The sequence below is a fragment of the Enterovibrio gelatinilyticus genome, from assembly GCF_028683095.1.
Classification (GTDB): Bacteria; Pseudomonadota; Gammaproteobacteria; order Enterobacterales; family Vibrionaceae; genus Enterovibrio; species Enterovibrio gelatinilyticus.
In genome coordinates, this window is the sequence record NZ_JAJUBC010000018.1 from 93,670 (window position 1) to 115,581 (window position 21,912).

The following is a 21,912-nucleotide window of genomic DNA, read 5'->3' on the forward strand; positions in this document are numbered from 1 at the left end:
CCGCTATAATTGCCGCCTTGCGAAAAAGAGGTTAAGAAATGCGCAATTCCGTCACTCCCATCTTCGAATACCCTAAATATTGGGCTGAGTGTTATGACACTTCACCTTTTCTGCCAACCAGCAGAGAAGAAATGGATCAGCTAGGTTGGGACAGCTGTGACATTATTATTGTTACAGGCGATGCCTATGTCGATCACCCAAGCTTTGGTATGGCCGTTATTGGTCGTACATTAGAAGCTCAGGGTTTCCGCGTCGGGATCATTGCGCAGCCAGATTGGCAAGACAAAAAAGCGTTTATGGCGCTAGGTCAGCCAAACCTCTTCTTCGGTATTACTGCGGGTAACATGGACTCCATGATCAACCGCTATACCGCAGACAAAAAAATTCGTCACGATGACGCCTATACGCCTGATAACAAAGGTGGAATGCGTCCTGACCGAGCAGTGTTGATTTATACTCAACGTTGTAAAGAAGCCTATAAAGAAACACCCATTGTGCTAGGTGGTATTGAAGCCAGTCTTCGCCGCTTATCACATTATGACTATTGGTCAGATAAAGTACGTCGCTCTGTTCTGTGCGATGCGAAAGCCGACATCCTTCTGTTCGGTAATGCTGAACGTGCTTTGGTTGAAGTTGCCCACCGCTTTGCTAAAGGCGAAAGCGTTGCAACCATGAATCGCATCGCTGGTACTGCCGTGATGTTGAAAAAAGCGCCAGAGGACATGACGGAAGTTGATAGCTCACGCATCGACAAACCGGGCAAGTCGATGGTCATGCCGAACCCATATGCCACAGAAACGGCCTGCGAGACAGAGACCAAAAAAGAAGCTGAAGCGAAACCTATCATGGTTCGCCCTCCGCGCCATGATGCTGAAAACAGCTATGTTCGCTTGCCTTCTTTCGAGAAACTGGTCAACGACCGAGTGCTTTACGCACACGCAAGTCGCGTCATGCATTTGGAAGCCAACCCTTACTCGGCTCGCGCACTCGTCCAAAAACACGGCGAACGTGAGCTTTGGGTTAACACCCCGCCTATTCCTCTGACCACTGAGGAAATGGACTATGTGTTTGGCCTGCCTTTCGCACGCGTGCCTCACCCGAAATATGGTGATGCAAAAATCCCCGCGTACGAGATGATCAAAACCTCAGTCAACATTATGCGTGGCTGTTTTGGTGGCTGTTCATTCTGTTCGATCACCGAGCACGAAGGACGCATCATTCAAAACCGTTCTCAGGAATCTATCCTGAACGAGATTGAAGATATTCGCGAAAAAGTACCGGGCTTTACAGGCGTGATTTCAGACCTCGGTGGCCCAACGGCAAACATGTATCGCCTTGGTTGTTCAGATCCTCGCGCCGAGCAAAACTGCCGTCGACCATCTTGTGTGTTCCCGAAAATCTGTGAAAAATTGAACACGGACCATAAGCACACTGTCGATCTTTACCGTTCTGCACGTGAGTTGCCGGGTGTGAAGAAAGTCGTTATCGCATCAGGTGTGCGTTATGACCTTGCGATTGAATCCCCTGAGTACGTGAAAGAATTGGTCACACACCATGTTGGCGGCTACCTGAAGATTGCACCTGAGCATACCGAAAAAGGTACGCTGGATCTGATGATGAAACCGGGCATGGGTACATACGACCGCTTTAAAGCACTCTTCGAAAAATATTCGAAAGAAGCAGGTAAGAAGCAGTATTTGATCCCGTACTTCATTGCAGCACACCCTGGCTGTACTGATGATGACATGCTGAATTTGGCACTATGGCTCAAAGAGAACGACTTCCAGTGTGATCAGGTTCAGAACTTCTATCCGTCGCCGATGTGTAATGCCACATCAATGTATCACTCTGAGACGAACCCGCTAAAACGCGTGAAGTACAAGAAACGTGAGGAGCTGTTCGTTGCCAAAGGTGAGCTTCAGCGTCGTTTGCACAAAGCACTACTACGCTACCACGATCCAGCCAACTGGCCGATGATTCGCGAAGCGTTGATCAGCATGGGCAAACGCCATTTGATTGGTGATCGTGCTGACTGTTTGATCCCACGAGAAGGCAGCGAAGCAGAAGCAGCCGCGTTGATGCGTCGTAACTCAAACCGTTCAGGTAAGAAGAGCTTTGCAACCAAGCATCCGAATCAACCTGACATCCGTAAGCCTCAGGGCCAAGGTAGAGGGGCCAAAGGTCAATCTGCGTCGAATGGTCAGAAGCGACCGGTGACAGGTAAGCCAAAGCCTCAAGGTGCGAACGGTTCTAAGCCAGGAACAAGAGCCCAAGGCGCCAAGCCGACTGGTTCTAAACCTGGTGCTTCTAGACCAACAGCTTCTAAGCCTGGAGCCTCGAAGCCGAACGCAAACAAAAACCGTCCTTCCGGTAACCGAAATCGCCCTGCAGCACGCTAACAAAACCAAAAAAGCGAACCGAAAGGTTCGCTTTTTACTTTTTTGCACACACAATGTTCATCGCATCAATTCAGAAATCACCAGTCCCAAGGACGCAAGCGCCGCGACCACACACAGCCCAATCAATACTTTCTTCTGTGCGTTTTCATCAAGAAATTTGGCAGCCAATAAACCAACAATGATCAGTCCAACAATCACCGCAATTTTAATCATTTTATAGCCTCGTTAGCCAACTCTATGATTTTTCAACGTTAACACATATACGTCTAGACAGCGACGAATGGATCAAGCGACTGTCGCTCTGCGATACCCACACTCAGTTGTGACACATAAAGCATGTGGTAAGTCATTACTACCATTTGATGGCACGCCCATACGAAAGAATAGTATTTACTAATCAATCAGTATAGTTCGCTAGATTTATTTACCTCGACGGGTGAAAGCTCTACTAGACTTTCTGAACAAGGGATTCCCTCGCTCCAAAAACTTTTTGTAATAGAAGGTTATAATATGTTGAAAAAACTTACCGCTGAGTTCATCGGCACTTTTTGGCTCGTACTTGGTGGGTGTGGTAGCGCAGTATTTGCCGCAGCCTTTCCAGAATTGGGCATCGGATTCTTAGGTGTTGCACTCGCATTTGGCCTAACGGTCGTCACCATGGCTTACGCCATTGGCCATATTTCAGGATGTCATTTAAACCCCGCAGTCTCAGTAGGTTTATGGGCCGGTGGCCGCTTCCCAACGAGTGATCTCCTCCCCTATATTGTTGCTCAAGTTTTAGGAGCCATACTCGGTGCTTTCACTGTGTACATCATTGCCAGCGGACAACCCGGATTTGATCTCGCAGGCGGATTGGCTTCAAACGGCTATGGTGATCACTCTCCGGGTGGCTATGACATGCTTTCTGGCTTCCTGACTGAAGTTGTCATGACCTTTATGTTCTTGATTGTCATCATGGGTGCTACCCATAAACTTGCTAGCCCTGGCTTTGCTGGGTTGGCAATCGGCTTGTCGCTTACATTGATTCACTTAATCAGTATTCCTATTACAAACACCTCGGTTAACCCAGCGCGAAGCACTGGGCCAGCACTGATTGTCGGTGATTGGGCGATTGAGCAACTTTGGATGTTCTGGGTAGCCCCGCTTATTGGCGCCTTTATTGCGGGTGTGACTTACCGCTGGCTTAGCCCTAACGAGGAATAAATCCTGTCGTGTTTCAGCGTTTGAGGCTAGTTATGGTTCAACGCTAAAACGATAAAAGCCCCAGTCTTTGCAAAGGACTGGGGCTTTTTGTGGGTATGTGGGGCTAACACTCTGTTGTTTACAATCATCCTTAGCTTACAATTCTCGTTCATTAAATCCTTAAGCTTAAAATCAGCGACCGTTCAATTGTCCTGTGCCGAGCAACTAAGCATCCAGCGGATACCAAACTGGTCAGTAACGATGCCGAACTTCACTCCCCAAAACGTATAGTCCAATGGCATGATGACTTGCCCCCTATCCGACAGCGCTATAAACACCTCACTTTGGCGGCGTTCTTCACTGAACGAGACGTGAAATGCCACATCGCCAGAGCCTTGGGCTAATGAGTCATCAAGCCCATCGGATGCAAGAAAACTGACCTCTGGAGAAACAAATTCTGCATGCATCACTCGATCAAGGATATGGGAAGGAAATTCAACAGGCGAATCATTGAAAGTGGTGACGGTGTTAACCTTACCTCCCAAGGCTGTTTGATAGAAGAGCAAAGCATCTCTGCATACTCCATGAAACGTGATATGTGGCTGAAGCATATTCATAACAACTCCTCACCAATAACGAAATCGTTATGGGTAAGACTAACAGTTGGCTCATTTAGTCTCGGCTAACTATTAAGACAGCACTCACATTCATATCTATCTAGTGAGCAAAAAGGGAGCTTATCGCTCCCTTTCATCACGTTTGTAAACGCCCTTTTTCAGACATTCGCACCAAGGTTTACGCCATCCTCAGCAATACCTGCACAGGATGGAACAGCTTCTTATGTTCAAAGCGTTTCACCTGACTACGGCATGAATAGCCTGTCGCCATACAACGAGATTTCGGCAAAGATTCAAGTTGCGGTTTCCAGCTTAGGCCGTAGATACCTTTCGAGTTCTCGAGTTTGTCTGACTCATGACCGTATGTACCCGCCATTCCACAACAGCCAACAGGAACGGCTTCCAGTTTTCCACCAAAGTGCGCAAAGATACGTCCCCACTCAGCTTCCGCATTCGGCAACTTGGTTTTTTCTGTGCAATGCGCAAAGAGATACCAAGCGTCGGTATCGACGTTGTCTTTTGCGGGTAGATCTTGAATTTCATCCAAGAGCCATTCGTGCGCAGTTAACACCGTAAAATCACCGCGCTTGTCACCGAGGATCTCGTTGTATTCATCGCGATAGCAAAGCACTAGCGCGGGGTCGACACCCACCATTGGAATAGACAGGTCAGCGACTTGGTTAAGAAACTCTGACGTATTTGCCGAGGTTTTAGCAAACTTCTTCAAAAACCCTTTAATGTGCTGAGCCTTACCATTTGGCTTAAATGGCAACAACATCGGCTTCTTACCTAATTTTTCGACTAGGCGTACTAAGTCACTCACCACATCGGCTTCGTAAAAGCTGGTGAAGGGATCTTGAACAATCAATACATAACGCGAGCGTTCTTCAACACTCAGCGCCTTGAGCCATTGCAAATCGAAGTTAACAGCATGATGACCATCAAGAGACTCCATCAGAGTCGGAACCGACAACGCAGGCGCATCAACATACCCTATCGCTTTCTTGGTCGCAGCCTGTGCCCACTTTGGTTGGGTAAAGGTGTTAACGATAACAGGCGCTTTCGCCATCCACGGCAGCATAGATTCAATGTTCGCAACTAAGTAATCTTTAGCTGGTCGCTGATAGCGGCTGTAGTACAAGTTGATAAAGCGAGAACGGAAGCTAGGGACATCGACTTTGATAGGACACTGAGTGGCACATGCTTTACATGCCAAACATCCATTCATGGCTTCCATCACTTCATGTGAGAAATCATAGTCATCTTTCTTTGCAAGCCATGTGTTTTTAAAGCGCGCAACAATCTGACGTACTGACGGCGTTTTTTCATTGAGGTCTTTTTCAAGTACCAGTGGATCAACGCCCTGTTCGGCAAGTAAACGCAACCATTCGCGCACAATACCGGCACGACCTTTTGGAGAGTGGCGGCGGTCATAAGTGATTTTCATCGACGGACACATCGGAGAACTGGTGTCGTAGTTGAAGCAAAGCCCGTTACCATTACATTCCATCGCCTGACGGAAACTGTCACGTGTTACAACCGGAATTTGGCGATCCAATGTACCGCGTTTCGCTCCGTCCACTTTTACCAGCGTTTCTTCACTATCAAACGGCGTACAGATTTTGCCCGGGTTCATCCGGTTATCAGGATCAAACGCAGCTTTGACCTTACGCAGTTCGTTAAACAATTCATCGCCAAAGAAATCAGGCCCATATTCTGAGCGGAAGCCCTTACCGTGTTCGCCCCACATCAAGCCGCCATATTTCGCCACCAGCGCGACTACCTGATCGGAGATTGTTTTCATTAAACGTTCTTGTTCAGGGTCACACATATCAAGGGCGGGACGGACATGAAGTACGCCCGCATCAACGTGACCAAACATGCCATAATCTAGCTTGTGGCTATCGAGCAAGGCGCGAAACTCCACAATGTAGTCTGCCAAGTTTTCAGGCGGCACACAGGTGTCTTCAGCAAATGCGATAGGTTTGGCTGCGCCTTTGGTCGCACCTAGTAAACCCACCGCTTTTTTACGCATGTTGTAAATTCGGTTAATTGACGGGAGATCATCACAGACTTGATACCCAATCACACCCTGATCGCCAGCTTCAACTAACACGTCCAAACGCGCTATCAATGCCGAGACCTGCCCGTTCACTTCGTCAATGTCGTTACCCGCAAACTCCACCACATTGATGCCTTGCATCACTTTGCCTGGTACATCGGTCAGAAGGTCCTTGACCGTATTCCAAACAATATCTTCCCGAGCAAGGTTCAATACCCGTGAGTCAACAGTTTCAACAGACAGGGCTTTCGCTTCGACCATCACTGGCGCACTGCGCAGTGCCGAATCAAAGCTGTCGTACTTTACATTGACTAAAGTACGCGCTTTCGGGATTGGGGTAATGTTGAGTTTAGCTTCAGCAATAAATGCCAGCGAACCTTCGGCGCCACACAGCAAACGAGCCATGTTGAAGGTGTCCGACTCTGGTTGATAGGCATTTTTGAGATCATAGCCTGTCAAAAAGCGGTTCAATGGTGGGAACTTAGCGTCTATTTCTGCGCGTTTTGAACGGCAAATATCCGCAGCGGTTCGCAGTGCATTTCCCGCAAAATCTTGGCGTGGATTGGCTGCAATTTCATCCATTGATAGCGTGTCAGTATCCAGCAAAGAGCCATCTGCCATGACCGCAGTAAGACCAAGAACATGATCCGAGGTTTTGCCATAACGTAACGACCCTTGACCTGACGCATCGGTGTTAACCATACCGCCGATCGTCGCGCGGTTACTGGTTGAGAGATCAGGCGAGAAGAAAAAACCGTGAGGTCTCAGTGCGTCATTCAGCGCATCTTTCACCACACCGGCTTGAACACGAACCCAGCCTTCCTCCGCGTTCACTTCAAGGATATTGCGCATGTGACGAGACATATCAACAACGATGTGCTGGGTCAACGATTGCCCATTAGTGCCTGTACCGCCCCCTCGCGCTGAAAAACGAATATCACTGAATTCTGATTGTTGGCATAAAGAGCCAATCATCGACAGATCTTGGATTGAAGTTGGGAAAACCACGGCTTGTGGCAAGAGTTGATAGACAGAGTTATCCGTCGCGACGGCAAGTCGGCTTGCGTAGAATGTTTCTACATCACCTTGAAAACCATTGCTTTTGAGCGCATCCAGATAGCGTCCAACAACAGGTTCAAGTGTGTGCTGATGGGTAAGTGCTGGTAACATCATGCTCCCTGAGGCCAGTATACTCACCGTTATTCCATACGGCTTCTGGCAAATTACGTTGAATTCAATGCCACACACTTTACCTCAGGTGTGAGGTGCATCAAAGTGGAAATGATGCTCATCAATAGCGAAAAGCGGCTGAAAACACACAAGTTACCCGTGCATACCCAACCGCTTTTTCGTTCATCTTATTCACAACGTATAAAACAATGTATAACGCAATGTATAAACAATTTGATTAGCGCATCAACCGAAGAAACACTCTCGGTGTGACAACCAGCAACAACACGGCAATTGCCCAAGCTGTTCCACAATTCATAGCGACAACAATTTGATTAATCGCATACTTGCCAGTCACGTACAGATTACTTGTTACCAATAACAAAATACCCACCGTCGCCAAAGCGAAAAATGTCACTTTCGCCGGACGCCGAACAGCAGACACATAGATCGGGTATATCTTTAAGCACAATAAGGAGCAATACGTCCCCAAGCAGATCGCTGAGAGATAGATAATTTGTGGCTTATGAATCCAAAGACCAATCACTGCGTTAAACACAAATGCCAGCAGCCAAAATCTCGCCGATATCAGCACGCGGTTTCGATTGGAAAAGCGTAAATCTTTCGCACGCCGCAGTGCAAAGCTTGCCGCCACACCGATCAACACACCGACAAAAAGATCGGAAGGAAAATGTTCGCCTTGAAGAAGCGATTTCCCACTGACTAGCATAACGACAACAATGCCCAGCAGTGCCAATCGCTTTCTGCCTTTCGGTTGTTTTTCTTTATCCCAACTTAGTACAAACCAACAAAACATAAAGGCTGTCAGCGCTAAGGTCATACTCGGTAGTGTGTACCCAATGGTATCTTGCTCCCCAAATACAGGGTCGATGAAATACGGTCTAGGCAACTCAATAACCGTACTCAGTAACAATGAGAAAAACGACACCCCAAGCAAACCTGCGCCATAAATTAGCAACGCACGGTGCCCGTGAAAAGCACGAATAAACGCCAAAGACAACACGAAGAAAAGTGGCGTAAATAGACTCCCAAAAGCAATCAATGTGTTACTGGTGTATATGAAGCCTCGGCTTGAAACGCTCGCACTGTGCAATGCTTGAAGCGCATTTAACTGGCTCCGGTAAAAAGGCGTTAATCCTTTCTCTTCGCCGGGGGATAATACGAAATCACTCGCTGGCACCTCTGGCACCCACTTAGGGAACATCCATTTGTGTTCTGGGAATCGGTAGTTATTTCGCATACGCGCCGTATTAGGCAACAGGAGAACTCGCTTCACTTCTTTGCCAAAGTGCGGTGCCGACCACCCCATGACAACGCGTTTGCCTGTTTCATCGACGAAATAGGGCGTTGGCGTTTTTATCTGACACGAAAAAATCGCTGAATTATACGTTCGAGCAATCATATCTCCGACCGAGATATGAAATCCTGTTTCTTCATAGACTTCTCTGATGGCGGCCATTGCCGGCGATTCATCATCAATGATGGCGCCACCCGGAATGGAGAACTTACCGCTGATGACTTCTTGAACCATCAAGATATTGCCCGCCTCATCAACGATCAAACAGTCCGCCGCTTTGATAGGCAAGGTGCTATTGATTGCATTCCCTGACGCCTGAGCAAACACGTTAAATGCCAAAAAGAAAACTGACACTACTATTAAGCGAACAATATTCACGAGCCGAGAACCTCTATCAAAACAAAATGACGCCTGCCATACTGAGCCAAGCAAAATCAAAAAATACAAATTATGAAACGTGAAAACCTCGTTATACATCAGGACAATTCGGAAAAACGCCCTACTGAGGTTTTGCCTGAGCGGTACTATCTCGACAACTTTTTATCCATCGTAGATATCGTGACGCATCGCTATGAAGACCTGCTGACTAACACAGAAAAAGAATGGCTAGCTTCTTTTTCTGCCCTCGCGACAAACGCAAAGTTGCTGACGGTGCGACTGCTTTCACGCAAAGGAAACTGGTTTCGTCGTGACAAGCTTCATTACGATGAAATCTCCGATATTGACGAAGCCATTCAAGAGCTTGTCGAGCAGAACATGATATCGGTAACACGAACACCGCCAGTGCTCGTGGCTGTTGACCTCATGACAAAACCTGAACTCATCAAGCACTTTTCATCCATTGCAGAGCACGCATCAAACGCACTCAAACCCTCGGCCAAGAAAGCTGACCTCATAGATGAAATTGTGGTGTTACTAGAAGGGAAAGAGATCCCGCCAATGACATCAGACTGCCTATGCATATCGCATGACGTACTGCCTGTGTTTCTCTTGTTATATTTTGGTAACTCACGACAAGACCTTAGCCAGTTTGTTTTAAGCGACTTAGGTATTTATCGGTTCGAAAGGGTATCACTTCTTTATCGAGACAGACTGTTTAACTCCAGAGACCAAGTGCAAGATTGGTTAATTTTTTCAACACTAAGCGATGATTTATTCAAACTCACTGAAAATAAAGAGGTTAAGTCTTCACTTTCCATGCTCAATGCGTTGCCGCCCAAACCTTCATGGTCTCCTTTGAGCAGAAAGTGGGATCGTTTAGCGAACCAACTGGCAAGAGATGCTGAACGTGTGGACGATCTAAAAACTGCAGCAACCCTGTTTGCACAATCCAACTTGCCCCCCGCTCGTGAGCGGCTTGCACGCATCGCGCTCAAGCAAAGTGACCTTAACGGTGCATGTAATTGGATAGAAGCGATGCTGCGCTCACCCATCACTGAAGATGAAAAGGAGGTGGCTCAACGACTCGCTCGGCAAATTGTCAAGAAAGCCCCGAAGACCAGCGTGTTATTGCCCCCTCTTCTTTCGGAGAATACCGCCGTTCCACCTCAAGAATTTGCTACGAATATGGCCTCAATGGATATCGATCAGCGAGTCGAACGGGTTGCCGCATTGGCCTTTGAAGCACAAGGATGGAATGTCTGGTTTTGTGAAAATGCCGTACTGAACGCAGTATTTGGACTTCTACTCTGGGACATAATATTTGCCCCTATTAAAGGGGCATTTATGCACCCTTTTCAGCGCTCACCGAGAGACATGTATTCCCCAGAATTTGGCTTAAATAGACATTCGCTGATAGAGAGCCGCTTCCTTGAGCTACAACAAGGCCACTATTCGTTGCTCAAGGTATACGACGAAAAAATAGGTATCACCAACGATTGGGTACAATGGCATCTCGTCGATAGATCATTGGTAGAAGCAATATGCTCCACATTCACCACGACACAGATCATCCGCTGTGTAGAACGCATTCTCTTTGACCCCAAATCCAACCGAGCAGGACATCCCGATTTATTTATGGTTAAGGAGAAACAGTGCCAGTTCGTTGAAATCAAAGGCCCTGGTGACAAGCTACAGCACCACCAAGTCCGCTGGCTTAACTTCTTGAACCAACAACAAATAGAAAGTTCAGTTCTCTACGTAAATTCATCAAGTTATCGTGCAAATACTGCGACTTAATACATACTTATAGTAAGAAAAGTCGAACACGGTAACAGGGTAAATAATGAGTGACACATTAAGGCAACTTGTCTATATCAGTAGCGCTGAGCACCCTTTTAGCGAACTAGAACTCGCGAACATGCTCGCTTCAATACGCAAGAACAACGAAAAACGCGGTATTACTGGTATGCTTCTTTACAAAGACGGCGACTTTATACAAGTCATGGAAGGTGAAGAAGACGTGATTTACCCACTTTTTGAGGTGATATGTAAAGACCATCGGCACTATTCCATCGTAGAACTCATGCGAAAAAGCATCACAGAGCGACAATTCAAAAACTGGAGTATGGGGTTTCATCATATAAATAATAATGACCCAAGACTCGCTGGCTTTAATCAGTTTTTTTCCGATGACATCAATCACCAAATTGACCCCGGTGAAGCACTCAATCTATTGCTAGTCTTCAGAGAATAGAAAAGAGCGCCAATGGCGCTCTATTTTTGTCAGCAAACTGAATGAATGCAGAAGCCTAAACCTAAACCTAAACCTAAACCTAAACCTAAACCTAAAGGATTGACCTATTTGATAGCCACACCTACGTCAAGCTTTTCAAACCAATCCAAAAATTTGCCCACATTATCCCCAGTAAAGACTCGCCCATGCTGCGGGCACATCATCTCTATATCTAGCATTCTTACACGCTTCACCCAGTCATTCTTTGCTTCGTTCGACGGCATCCAACGCTGATGAAAACCCTGCATTTTCGGGATATGTTCTTCGAAATCTTCCACCTCTAACGGTGAGTCGTCGGCTTCCAACGCCGCCCCAACATCCCCACTCATAAGGATCTTAGCCACGGGATCATAAACATGATAATTACCAGATGCATGAAGGTAATGAGCTGGAATAAAACGCACTTCCACCCCATTTAAGACCAGGCTTCCCCCTTCATCTGCAATCGGTGCATATTCGATATTTTCCATCCCGAAGTGACGTATAAAGCCTTCCCACAACCAAGGAGCATGAAGCTTTGCGTCTTGCAATGCCGTGTCCCAAAGCCCCAACGACGAAATAATGTCAGGGTCTTGGTGAGAAGCAAATAAATGAGTAATTTGCGTGATAGGTACTTGCTTAACCACTGATGCCAACATCGCTGAGAATATTTCAATCCCGCCGGGGTCCATCAACAAAGCACTTTTAGGGGTACGAATCATGTACTGGTTTGTATCAATGATTTTTTCAGGTTTAGAGGGATCTCGACCAAACATAAACCATTGATGCGTTTCACCAGAATAGATTTCTTTTGTAATCATTAAAGCCTATCTCCGAGGCAGTAGAGCCGTTCCTAATAAATGCAATTAATCTCAGTAATAGTCGTCCGACAATTCACGACACAGTGACTGAGAGAGCGAAATGTGCACTTGAATACGCTCAGCAGCGGTCGATACATTATCTGCCACCACATTTAGTCCTTCTTCAAACTTTTTCCCTGACTGTGACGCTTCCACGCGAGACATCGCAGACAAAACGGATGCCGTTTTTATTTCTCTCGCGAGGTTTTCCAGAAGCTCACTGAGTTGCGCGACTTCGCGGTGAAATTGTCGAAGCACTATGGCGTGTTCATTTTTCATGTGCACGATGGGATCAATAATACTTTGCACAAACCGAGCATCGTGACTGGCTTTCGCTGCTTGTTTAAAACGCGCTATCGTTCGTTCACTTCGAACGATATTGGTCGCTAAGCGGCTGATTGTCACTGCCCTAAAATTGATGATGTCTGACGTTTTAACTGTGGTATCGGCTAGCTGATCAATGAAATCTGTTATGGCGCGAAAGCCAGCCGCGCCTTGACCTGCTCGTAACGCCAACGCACGGGCATTGCTCGCCGTCAATGAAATGTCATTGGCTATCTCTCTCGCTTTGTACAATTCTGCGGCAACTACGGCAGCCGTTACAAAGTGATTATCAACATTCAGGTCATTCATGAAAAACTCTGATTTATAACGCTATCCGCTAAGTTTAGACAAGATTTCCCATATAATCAGAAATAAGACATTTTTTGTTAATTATTTGATTTAACGCAACTATTCACAACCGATGACTAAGAAACTTAACAACAGACAAAAGCACCGATTTTCATCGGTGCTTTTGTCGTTTATATCTTTTGCGAAACGTCGTGTCGCTAGAACTTAGCCTCCACCGGGCCCAGCTTCTTTTTTGGGATTTCTAAATACATATTTTGTCCCATCATAAATCAAGGTTGAGAGTAAGCGACGGCAGTTAGCCTTTCCGGGTTCATCAAATACCATCCCATAGGTTTGCTTCCCTCGCTTTTTACGACCATTTTTCACAGAGCCACTCAGTGCATAAGTATCTCCATTGGCTTTGTTAACCACTTCCAGCACAATCTTTTGGTCGACATCAAATTCTGGCGAAATAGCCTCGTAGCTATAGCCACACCCACCTGAAGACACATCAGTCAAAATCACACCCAGCTTTCTGTTCGACAGTTGAATATCGCCAGGTAGACGCAAGTCATATCTCACTTCGTTTCGTAGCAAAACAAGCTTAGCTTGCTGAGGAACGGGGAAAACCAACACTTGAATAGGACGTAAAACCACATGCGCGATCCGCGTTCGAAAGCGTATTAAAGCCCCCTCTCCTTGCTCAGAAATGCCTTCAATATCAACGTTAAAGCCTTCCATAAAAAACTCTTCATACTGTCGTTTACTCAGCTTTGGCATCGTAAAGAAAATATGTTGTTGATCATCAAACCCAATAAAATTGGATTTGAAATCAAGTTTTTGTCCTAGGGGCGTTACTATTTCCAATGACGCTTCAGTGCCGTGCTGGATAAAATCCATGGCCTGAAGGCCCATAATCACACGTTCTTTTGGTTTTGCCGGCGGACTTTTCGCTGGTGCCGAGTTTGTATTCATTGCTATCCCTCGCCGGAAATACATATTTCTAATGCATAATTTCAGTTTTATTTACATGCTTAATCGGTCAATGTAAGAAATATTGACAAGTCCCTCGCATATCCCATGACTAACATTTCTTTTTCCTATCATTAATATATAGGCAAAAGATCACGTAAATTCAACAAACTAGTTAACTGCGCCTATTCGAAAATCACGCTCTACTACCTTGTATTTTATTGAGTTATATCCTTCGCTCTCTTGTTCAGCATAAATCCAGCCATCAAGAAACATGGATTCTGTGATGTGAGTCATTAGATGAACGGAAATTTCAAACTCGGGATTTATCGATAAATACATTCATCCGTCTACACTTAGAGAACATTCTTAGATAAACGTGGTGCCTGTGGTTAAACGCGGCTTGTGGCGTTTTGCGCCCGCTCTTCTCCTCTTCGGGTCAATGATCACTTTCGCGGTTTACTCCGTGTCAGCACATTCCTCGGAAGGAAAAAGCTATCCACCGACAGAGAACATCAAGAAAGCACTCAAAGCGCTGGGTTTCGAAAGACCGTGGGCGAGCATAGGTACAGGGGAAAAGCAGATCATTGAAAATGGGGAAATCTGGCTGCGTAACAATGACTATTTTGCCGTGTTGGGAGTCAGTGACACTGATGAAAATGGCATGCACATGTCCTTAATGAACAACCTCACTACTTGCGCGAAACTCGGCATGGCGATAACGGGAGAGTCGTCCTCCATCGTCTTCAAAAAATTTGGTTCGCTAACGAAAAACGCACTGACCGAACCCGAGCAAAAAATACGTTCTGGCGATGCTCCTTTCTATTTTCATGTGTTGGTGACCGAACTCATCGCCAACAAAACACTAATGCAATGTGGCGTAAGCGCTGGCCAAACAAACTAAACACTTTGACCCAATAGAGAAAGACAACATGACAGAAAGAGCACGGGTACAATCTCCAAAACGAGCCATCATTCACTATGTCGTCGCGGTTATTATTTTCACCCTATATGGCTCAAAAGTTTGCCCCTTCATTGACTCTCTTCCCACCACGGTCTTACTTATCCAAACTGCGACAGTGTTTATTGCACTCTTCTTTGTACGATTGATTTTACGCACTATTTATCATGGAGAAGCCAGCCTACCGGCTAATGTCACCGTTTTTGCTGTCACAGGAATAGGCTTTGCCACGTGGTACGGAGTCCTTTATGACTTTCCGCTAGACAGTAATCTGAAGGTGATGTTTGGCGTGACATTGCTGGGCATTGTCATCAGTCTTGATTTGGCTATAGATAACGCTCGCCACCTTTTTGAGTCACCAAATCTATCTCAAGATGCTCCCGAAAAATGCACACCACTGGCAGGACAGATTGGCTTGGGGGCGATGTTTCTGGTTGTTATGGTAACGGTACTTTTGGGCTTAGTCGTCACCAAAGATTTGCTTTGGTTAGTCGAGCATACTGAACACAAGCCAGCGATTGCCGATATTGATAGCATTCTTAAGGAGTTCTTCTTCGTCGCATTGGTCGTCGTTGGTTATATCGCGATCATTTCAAAAAATGGGGCGGATTTAATCCACCAGCAATTGGAACGTCAAACCCATGTAATGGTCCTCGCCTCTCACGGTCAATTAGATCAAACGCTTCCGTCAAATCATGTTGGTGAATTGGGTATTATTGCTTACTACACCAACAAGATGTTGGGCGACCTTCATGCCAGTTATGACGAAATTAATAGAACACGGGATGCGACCATCATCGGACTTTCAACGCTAGCGGAAGTGAGGGATAACGAAACAGGGGCGCATATTCTTCGCACACAGAACTATGTGCGAGCACTCGCCTACACGCTGCGTAGACAAAGCAAATATGCGGCGTACCTCAGCAACGAAACGATTGATCTACTCTACAAATCCGCCCCACTTCATGATGTTGGCAAAGTAGGTATCCCTGACGCAATTCTACTCAAGCCGGGCAAACTGACGGATGAAGAGTTTATGATCATGAAAACCCACGCCCAGTTAGGGGCTGATGCCTTGTCCATGACAGAACAAAGCGTTGATGGCATTGCTTTCTTGCGCTTCGCCAAAGAAATCGCGGCAACGCACCATGAAAAGTGGGATGGATCGGGTTACCCGCTAGGGTTAGCTGGCGAAAAAATCCCGCTGTCAGGGCGCTTAATGGCCCTTGCAGACGTCTACGATGCGTTGATTTCAAAACGAGTTTACAAACCCGCATTTAGTCACGAAAAAGCAAAAGCCATCATTTTGCAGGGCAATGGCACCCACTTTGATCCCGCCATCGTTGACGCGTTTCTTATGTGTGAACACCAGTTTATTGATATTGCGGCGCAATACAGCGATAAAGACACGCATGCAGCCTAATCTGACAGTTCCAGCCACGCCGATCAACTATTGTCTGATTATTGTCTGATCGCGATAGGAAGCATCCCGCCATCACAACGACGAATGAAGGGCTTTTTTGGGCAGTTTTACCGTTACTGGATAGTCGCCTTGCCAAAGCTCCTTTACAAACTCAGAGGCTTTTTCTGGTTGGCAGAAAATCCAGCACTCTTGTTTGGCACGCGTGAGAGCCACATAAAACAAGCGCCGTTCTTCTGCGTGAACCATCTCTCCATCAACACTCAATAGTGCGAACTCTAACCCCTCATTGTGGCTATTGGCGGGAAATACACCCTCATTCATATCAAGAATAAACGTGAAATCCGCCTCTAAGCCTTTACTGGCGTGAGCCGTCACAAACGTCATGTTTATTGCAGGCCAACGGGCTTGCCACGACGATAGATCGGCAGGTTTACAGGAATGTTGACGGCCAATCATCATAAGTGACACGTCGCGATCACCCACGGTGTTCGCCAACTTGGCTAATGTCTCTTCAATCGATTCCGACGCTAAAAGGTGTACGCCTTTTTTCTTCTGTTCTTTTTGGCTATTGAGCGGTTTGGTGATTTGCTTGGGGTTCACTTGAATAAACGGGTTAGCAACAGCACCTATCTGAGAATGAAAACGATAGGTCACATCCAAATATCCAATCACACCTGCAGAGAATCGCGTTAAGAAGTCAGTCGTTAAGCTCACATCCGACCCCGCAAAACGATAAATGGCCTGCCAGTCATCCCCTACTGCAAATAACGAAGGCGAACGCTCTCGCTTACCACCACACAATGCTTCTAACATTGCCATCCTTGATGGCGAAATATCTTGGTATTCATCCACCATAATGTGGTCATATTGCGCCGCAAATGTACTGGATTTTTTCGATAGCAGTTTGGTTGCTGTCTTAATCAGGCTGTTAAAATCATGCTCGTTGGCTTGGGACAGATGTTGTTGATAGCTTCGCATCAGCGGCCACACCATTGCGAATTCACTTTCCGCACGGGCATCCCCTTTCACCAAGCCACGAAACGCCGATTGTGACTTGTCTTGCTGGATCAGCAAATCAACTTGTCGCCATAACCATTTATGAAGACGAGGCTCGTGCGCTTGCTCTGCCAGCGCTCTTTCACTGCTCAAACCTGAAATTTGCCACTGAGTGAGATGCTTCAACCAACGTTTTTCAACAGCGGGTTGTGACAGATTTTCTGCTAACCACAACGTCATCCACGTCAGTTTCGCTTCTTCATCGGTCGCTAGCGGTGACAATACAGGTGCGCTTCCCGTGATCTCTTTGATCACTCGGGTCGCAAAACTGTGGAACGTTGCTACATGTACATCTTTCAAACCCGCAGCGTTCAGTCGCTGGGACATCTCTTCACTGGCTTTTTTGCCAAACGCCAACATCACAATGCGATCTGCCGTTGCCTGTTCACTGGCGACAAGATATTGAGTACGCGCCATCAACACACTGGTTTTACCCGACCCTGCGCCTGCAAGCAGCAAATTATGGTTGTCATCCATTAGAACAGCCTGACGTTGCGAAAGATTCAGTGGTGAAGACTCGATGCCATCGAACCACTGAGACCATCGCGTAAGTTCGTTTTTCTTCCATCGGACATTACGCGCATCCCGCATCGCGCTTCCGTTTTGCAGCCAGACAAAAAGCGACTGATAAAGCTCAGGGTTTGCTAACGCCGCCACCTGAGGGTGAACGCCCAACTCCTCAATCTGCTTATTTGCCTTGTTCATCCACTGTCGCAGGTCGGCATCACGTAGATAGCCTTTATGGGCACCAATCTCATCGCGTAGTGCGATCAACTCATGCTCCACCAACATGAAACGATTTTGCTGTTTACCCAGCCACAACTGGTAAGCGTCAGTGATTCTACTCACAAACGCCGTTAAATCTTGCCAAGGAAGACCATACACTGAGATGGAACGCGCCGGTTGATCCGAAGGGGAAACAATGAAGGTGACTTTGCCCCAGAGCAGGCCACGGGAAAGCCTGCATTGACCATCCCAAATTGCAAAAGGAACGGTTTCTGTGAGCTGTTTTGACTCAAAGATAAGGTGGTTATCACACAATGCGATGCTGTAGTGATCGCCCTGTACACACCATTGAGCAAGCTTACTGGCAGACAATTTCATGAACGGTTTCTATCATAGGAATAACAAGACGATAATAACAATTTATCGCTCCCTTCTCACTGTATAGCTGGGACTAGGTGAATGAAATACAACAAAATGATCTTATGAAAGGGAAAAATACATTGATTTTGATCTCATCCCTTGGATGAAGACGCCAATCTGCTATCTTACTCCCATTCTTCCTCCAGTTTCGTTCTCATGATTTCAAAACGCACTTCGCTAACATTCCGTGAATACTGGGCCAACAGTCGCATCAATTATAGCGTGAGAGTATTTATTGCTCTGGTCGGCGTTGCGATCCCTTGTTGGTGGTACGGCGCGTCAGAGGCCATCACACCGCTTGTTCTAGGCATTATTGCTTCGGCACTGGCAGAAACAGATGATAATTTCTCCGGTCGATTCTCTGCACTGCTTACCACGTTGTTCTGTTTCGCCATCACCACCTTTTCTGTCGAAATACTGTTTGAGTATCCCCTTTTATTCGTCTCTGGAATGGTTGTTTCCACCTTCAGCTTCATCATGCTAGGGGCTATTGGCCCGCGGTATACCAGCATTGCGTTTGCATCCGTTTTAACCGCCATCTACACCATGCTCGGGGCGCAAGATTCTGTATCTTTGTGGTATCAGCCTTCTCTGCTTATCGCGGGTGCGGCTTGGTATGGATGTATTTCATTAGTATGGCTGCTTCTTTGGCCGTTACAGCCGGTACAACAAAGCATCGCCTTGGTGTTTAACACTTTGTCCCAGTACCTCGACCAAAAATCTGAGATGTTCCACCCCAGCCGAAACATCAACCCTCAGCCTTTACGCCTGAGAGATGCGAATGAAAACATCAAAGTCGTTAATGCGTTGAACGGGGCAAAAAACGCGCTCATGAATCGAATGCGTCGTGGACGCGTCAACAGCAACACACGCCAACTGCTCAAGATTTACTTTCTCGCTCAAGATATCCATGAACGCGCAAATTCGTCCCACTCTCGCTACCAAGATTTAGCAGAAGTGTTTTTCCATAGTGATGTCATGTTCCGCCTTCAACGTTTACTGCACTTGCAGTCCAAGGCATGCTTGGAGGTATCTCATTGCTTAACCCTATCTCGCCCCTACCGTCATGGTGAAGAGAGCGTTAAAGCACTGGATGAATTGCATGAATCGCTGATGTACATCAAAGCGGAAAACAACCCTGAATGGAATTTACTGCTGGGGCAACTCGATTTCCTCTTCAATAACCTCGCCACGGTCGAGCGCCAGTTATCAAACATCAGCAACCCTGATGCCACGATCAACGATGAAGACAAAGAAATCCCCGATTCAAATGCCCACGGCTTCAAGGAAAAGTGTGTTCGCGTATGGGCACAGATGACGCCAAAATCCTTGCTATTCCGTCACGCGGTGCGTTTGAGTTTAGCGCTAGGTGCTGGCTACGGTATCATTCAAGCGTTTGATCTCACACGTGGTTATTGGATATTGCTCACCACATTGTTCGTTTGCCAAGTCAACTATTCCGCTACCCGAAGCAAACTGACTGAAAGGATATCAGGCACACTGATTGGTTTGCTTGTTGGCCTGCCATTGCTTACCCTCTTCCCTGATTTAACCGGGCAACTCGTCTTAATGGTGCTATTTGGCGTGTTGTTTTTCGCCTTTAGAACCACGCACTACGCCGCCGCGACAGCCTTTATCACTTTATTGGTGTTGATGTGTTTCAACCAACTTGGTGAAGGCTATGCCGTGATGTTACCGCGATTAGGAGATACCTTGATCGGCTGCTTACTCGCCGTCGCCGCTGTACGTTTTGTATTGCCAGATTGGCAGGCTCACCGCTTGCGGGGGATCATGAAAGATTCCGTAGCAGCAAACCGCGACTATCTTGCACAAATCATCGGTCAATATCGCATCGGTAAACGAGACACAATGGCTTATCGCGTTGCACGTCGAGAAGCGCACAACCAAGACGCGCAACTGACCACTGCTATCAGTAACATGCTCGCCGAACCAGGGCGATACCGCACTGCGATTGATGAGAGCTTTCGCTTTCTTTGTTTGAATCATGCCATGTTGAGCTATATATCAACGCTTGGCGCACACCGTATGCAAATGGATGATGACAGCATTCATGAACTGGTATCCAAAGCGCACCGGGGCATTCATGCAGAATTGGATTGCTTGATCACCACTCTTTCTGGCAATTCAGAGACTCAAACGCCTTGCTTAGATGATGCATTGGGCAAGCATTTAGAAAGATGGCGTGAAGAAGAAAGCAGCTCTGCCCGAATGGTATTGCAGCAACTTCATTTGATTCACCGAATCATGCCTGAAATGCACCAACTAACGGATGTGTTGGCACAAAAAGCACTCAAGAGCTCAAAAGCATAGAAGGTATAGAAGGTATAGAAAGGCATGATGAAAATCCCAATGGTTCTCGCATTGCTTTTTGCATTCAATGCGCACGCCAACGACAGCCATAATGCAGACCCCTTTCCCAGCATTGTCTGGCTAAACCAACAAGGCGAAGTGGTTCCCGATGATGTGATTGATGTCATTTCTGACAATTGCGGCATTAACCAAGCCGCTCATCATATTGCCAACCTTAATGACGGCGATATTGAAGCCGCTCTCGATGATTTAAAAGCAGCCGCCGCCTGCTTCGAGAAACACGGATTCACCCAACAAAGCGAGGACTAACATGCCGCGCTTTGTTGGCGTGTTTTTGCCCCAAAGTCACTTAGAGTAAAAGCTCATCAAAATTCCGCGCCACTAAATTTCCCATATCTAAGCTAATGACCGATAGCGTATCTGTAGTAATTAAAGCACTGGTTATGACACTAAGGCCTGATGGTGACGGTGCATAATCTTCAATCTCACCGATTTGTCACATTTTAACAACGTGATTTTTGCAGGTCGGATCTTAGTTTTATAAAACAGAATGTTACGCATGGTGGTAAAATAGCAGTTTGTTGTTTTTGGACTAAATGGCGTGTTTAAACACACCATTTTTGGGTCTAATACACTGTTAGGTATTTCTTTCCGCATTGCTTAAAGCTCCCAAGACTCAAGTAGAACTTTCACCCTAGTTGGTATAGTTCCTGATACAGATTCAGTAACCAATACTTGTTCTCTCTTGCTTAAGCGTATTGAAGTTGACGATATACCGTTTTGCATTGGTATCAGCCACACACCTTCTTTTTGTTGCATGATAGTGAAACCCGCTTTAACTCTCTCATGCGCTCCATTAATAGTAGTTTTGGTTGATACCAATGCGTTTTTACATTCCCTAGGGAAGGTGATATTGACTAAGTTCTGCCCTTTAGGGTGGATTACACCAGTGTAGACAAGAACTTCATCATAATAGTGAAATGTGTTCCCATCCCAAAAGCCAAGTTTTTTATAATTTTTGTACGCTTGTATAGGTGAACTAACGAGGACATGGAGAATTAAGTATCCGATAGCAACCGCAGCCAAACTAGCGGAGTCGATGAGACCTGCTACAACTTTTTCATTTGTTTTGTCGGCACCAAAAAGCTGG

At 46.4% G+C, this 21,912-nt stretch carries 17 protein-coding genes; 8 read left to right on the plus strand and 9 right to left on the minus strand.

Going from position 1 to position 21,912, the window contains the following annotated elements; genetic code table 11:
* Positions 1 to 38 precede the first annotated feature (38 nt).
* Positions 39 to 2,399 (plus strand): YgiQ family radical SAM protein, encoded by a 2,361-nt coding sequence (locus LRP50_RS15850; RefSeq protein WP_274165432.1) that lies wholly within the window; start codon positions 39 to 41, stop codon positions 2,397 to 2,399.
* Between the two features lie 57 nt (positions 2,400 to 2,456).
* On the opposite strand, the gene LRP50_RS15855 is transcribed toward LRP50_RS15850, so the two are convergent.
* Positions 2,457 to 2,612 carry a hypothetical protein gene (locus tag LRP50_RS15855; protein WP_274165433.1) on the minus strand — a complete coding sequence of 52 codons (156 nt, stop codon included), beginning with the start codon at positions 2,610 to 2,612 and terminating at the stop codon, positions 2,457 to 2,459.
* A gap of 300 nt (positions 2,613 to 2,912) precedes the next feature.
* Between LRP50_RS15855 and aqpZ the strand changes: the two genes are divergently transcribed.
* Complete coding sequence (aqpZ, locus tag LRP50_RS15860; protein ID WP_420791230.1) at positions 2,913 to 3,602, plus strand: aquaporin Z; 690 nt, start codon at positions 2,913 to 2,915, stop codon at positions 3,600 to 3,602.
* A 182-nt stretch (positions 3,603 to 3,784) separates the two neighbouring features.
* Here aqpZ and LRP50_RS15865 read toward each other — a convergent pair whose 3' ends face one another.
* The 3 genes from LRP50_RS15865 to LRP50_RS15875 all read right to left on the minus strand — a co-directional run bounded on the left by LRP50_RS15865 (position 3,785) and on the right by LRP50_RS15875 (position 9,126).
* On the minus strand, positions 3,785 to 4,198 hold the full coding sequence (locus tag LRP50_RS15865; RefSeq protein WP_274165435.1) for a VOC family protein: 414 nt from the start codon (positions 4,196 to 4,198) through the stop codon (positions 3,785 to 3,787).
* Between the two features lie 178 nt (positions 4,199 to 4,376).
* Positions 4,377 to 7,430 carry a D-2-hydroxyglutarate dehydrogenase YdiJ gene (ydiJ, locus tag LRP50_RS15870; RefSeq protein ID WP_274165452.1) on the minus strand — a complete coding sequence of 1,018 codons (3,054 nt, stop codon included), beginning with the start codon at positions 7,428 to 7,430 and terminating at the stop codon, positions 4,377 to 4,379.
* Positions 7,431 to 7,668: 238 nt separating this feature from the next.
* Positions 7,669 to 9,126 carry a bifunctional NUDIX hydrolase/phosphatase PAP2 family protein gene (locus LRP50_RS15875; protein ID WP_274165436.1) on the minus strand — a complete coding sequence of 486 codons (1,458 nt, stop codon included), beginning with the start codon at positions 9,124 to 9,126 and terminating at the stop codon, positions 7,669 to 7,671.
* Between the two features lie 72 nt (positions 9,127 to 9,198).
* On the opposite strand from LRP50_RS15875, the gene LRP50_RS15880 reads away from it, so the two are divergent.
* Positions 9,199 to 10,926 (plus strand): VRR-NUC domain-containing protein, encoded by a 1,728-nt coding sequence (locus LRP50_RS15880; RefSeq protein ID WP_274165437.1) that lies wholly within the window; start codon positions 9,199 to 9,201, stop codon positions 10,924 to 10,926.
* Between the two features lie 46 nt (positions 10,927 to 10,972).
* Positions 10,973 to 11,383, plus strand: coding sequence for a BLUF domain-containing protein (locus LRP50_RS15885; RefSeq protein ID WP_274165438.1), 411 nt, complete (start codon positions 10,973 to 10,975; stop codon positions 11,381 to 11,383).
* Positions 11,384 to 11,487: 104 nt separating this feature from the next.
* On the opposite strand, the gene LRP50_RS15890 is transcribed toward LRP50_RS15885, so the two are convergent.
* The 3 genes from LRP50_RS15890 to LRP50_RS15900 form a co-directional block, all read right to left on the minus strand.
* Complete coding sequence (locus LRP50_RS15890; protein ID WP_274165439.1) at positions 11,488 to 12,222, minus strand: oxygen-binding di-iron domain-containing protein; 735 nt, start codon at positions 12,220 to 12,222, stop codon at positions 11,488 to 11,490.
* A 51-nt stretch (positions 12,223 to 12,273) separates the two neighbouring features.
* Positions 12,274 to 12,894, minus strand: a complete 621-nt coding sequence (locus LRP50_RS15895) for a chemotaxis protein (RefSeq protein WP_274165440.1) — start codon at positions 12,892 to 12,894, stop codon at positions 12,274 to 12,276.
* A gap of 204 nt (positions 12,895 to 13,098) precedes the next feature.
* Positions 13,099 to 13,848: a flagellar brake protein gene (locus LRP50_RS15900; RefSeq protein ID WP_274165441.1), complete on the minus strand. Its 750-nt coding sequence runs from the start codon at positions 13,846 to 13,848 to the stop codon at positions 13,099 to 13,101.
* A 463-nt stretch (positions 13,849 to 14,311) separates the two neighbouring features.
* Between LRP50_RS15900 and LRP50_RS15905 the strand changes: the two genes are divergently transcribed.
* Together LRP50_RS15905 and LRP50_RS15910 are read left to right on the plus strand one after the other, a co-directional pair.
* Positions 14,312 to 14,749, plus strand: coding sequence for a hypothetical protein (locus tag LRP50_RS15905; protein WP_274165442.1), 438 nt, complete (start codon positions 14,312 to 14,314; stop codon positions 14,747 to 14,749).
* A 28-nt stretch (positions 14,750 to 14,777) separates the two neighbouring features.
* Positions 14,778 to 16,229, plus strand: coding sequence for an HD-GYP domain-containing protein (locus LRP50_RS15910; RefSeq protein ID WP_274165443.1), 1,452 nt, complete (start codon positions 14,778 to 14,780; stop codon positions 16,227 to 16,229).
* A gap of 72 nt (positions 16,230 to 16,301) precedes the next feature.
* Here LRP50_RS15910 and helD read toward each other — a convergent pair whose 3' ends face one another.
* Positions 16,302 to 18,389, minus strand: a complete 2,088-nt coding sequence (gene helD / locus LRP50_RS15915; protein WP_274165444.1) for a DNA helicase IV — start codon at positions 18,387 to 18,389, stop codon at positions 16,302 to 16,304.
* Between the two features lie 198 nt (positions 18,390 to 18,587).
* On the opposite strand from helD, the gene yccS reads away from it, so the two are divergent.
* Together yccS and LRP50_RS15925 are read left to right on the plus strand one after the other, a co-directional pair.
* Positions 18,588 to 20,762: a YccS family putative transporter gene (gene yccS / locus LRP50_RS15920; RefSeq protein ID WP_274165445.1), complete on the plus strand. Its 2,175-nt coding sequence runs from the start codon at positions 18,588 to 18,590 to the stop codon at positions 20,760 to 20,762.
* Between the two features lie 24 nt (positions 20,763 to 20,786).
* Entirely contained in the window at positions 20,787 to 21,071 is a 285-nt protein-coding gene (locus LRP50_RS15925; protein ID WP_274165446.1) for a hypothetical protein, read from the plus strand.
* A 351-nt stretch (positions 21,072 to 21,422) separates the two neighbouring features.
* Here the strand turns inward: LRP50_RS15925 and LRP50_RS15930 are convergent.
* On the minus strand, positions 21,423 to 21,912 hold a 490-nt coding region (locus LRP50_RS15930; protein WP_274165447.1), incomplete at its 5' end, for a hypothetical protein.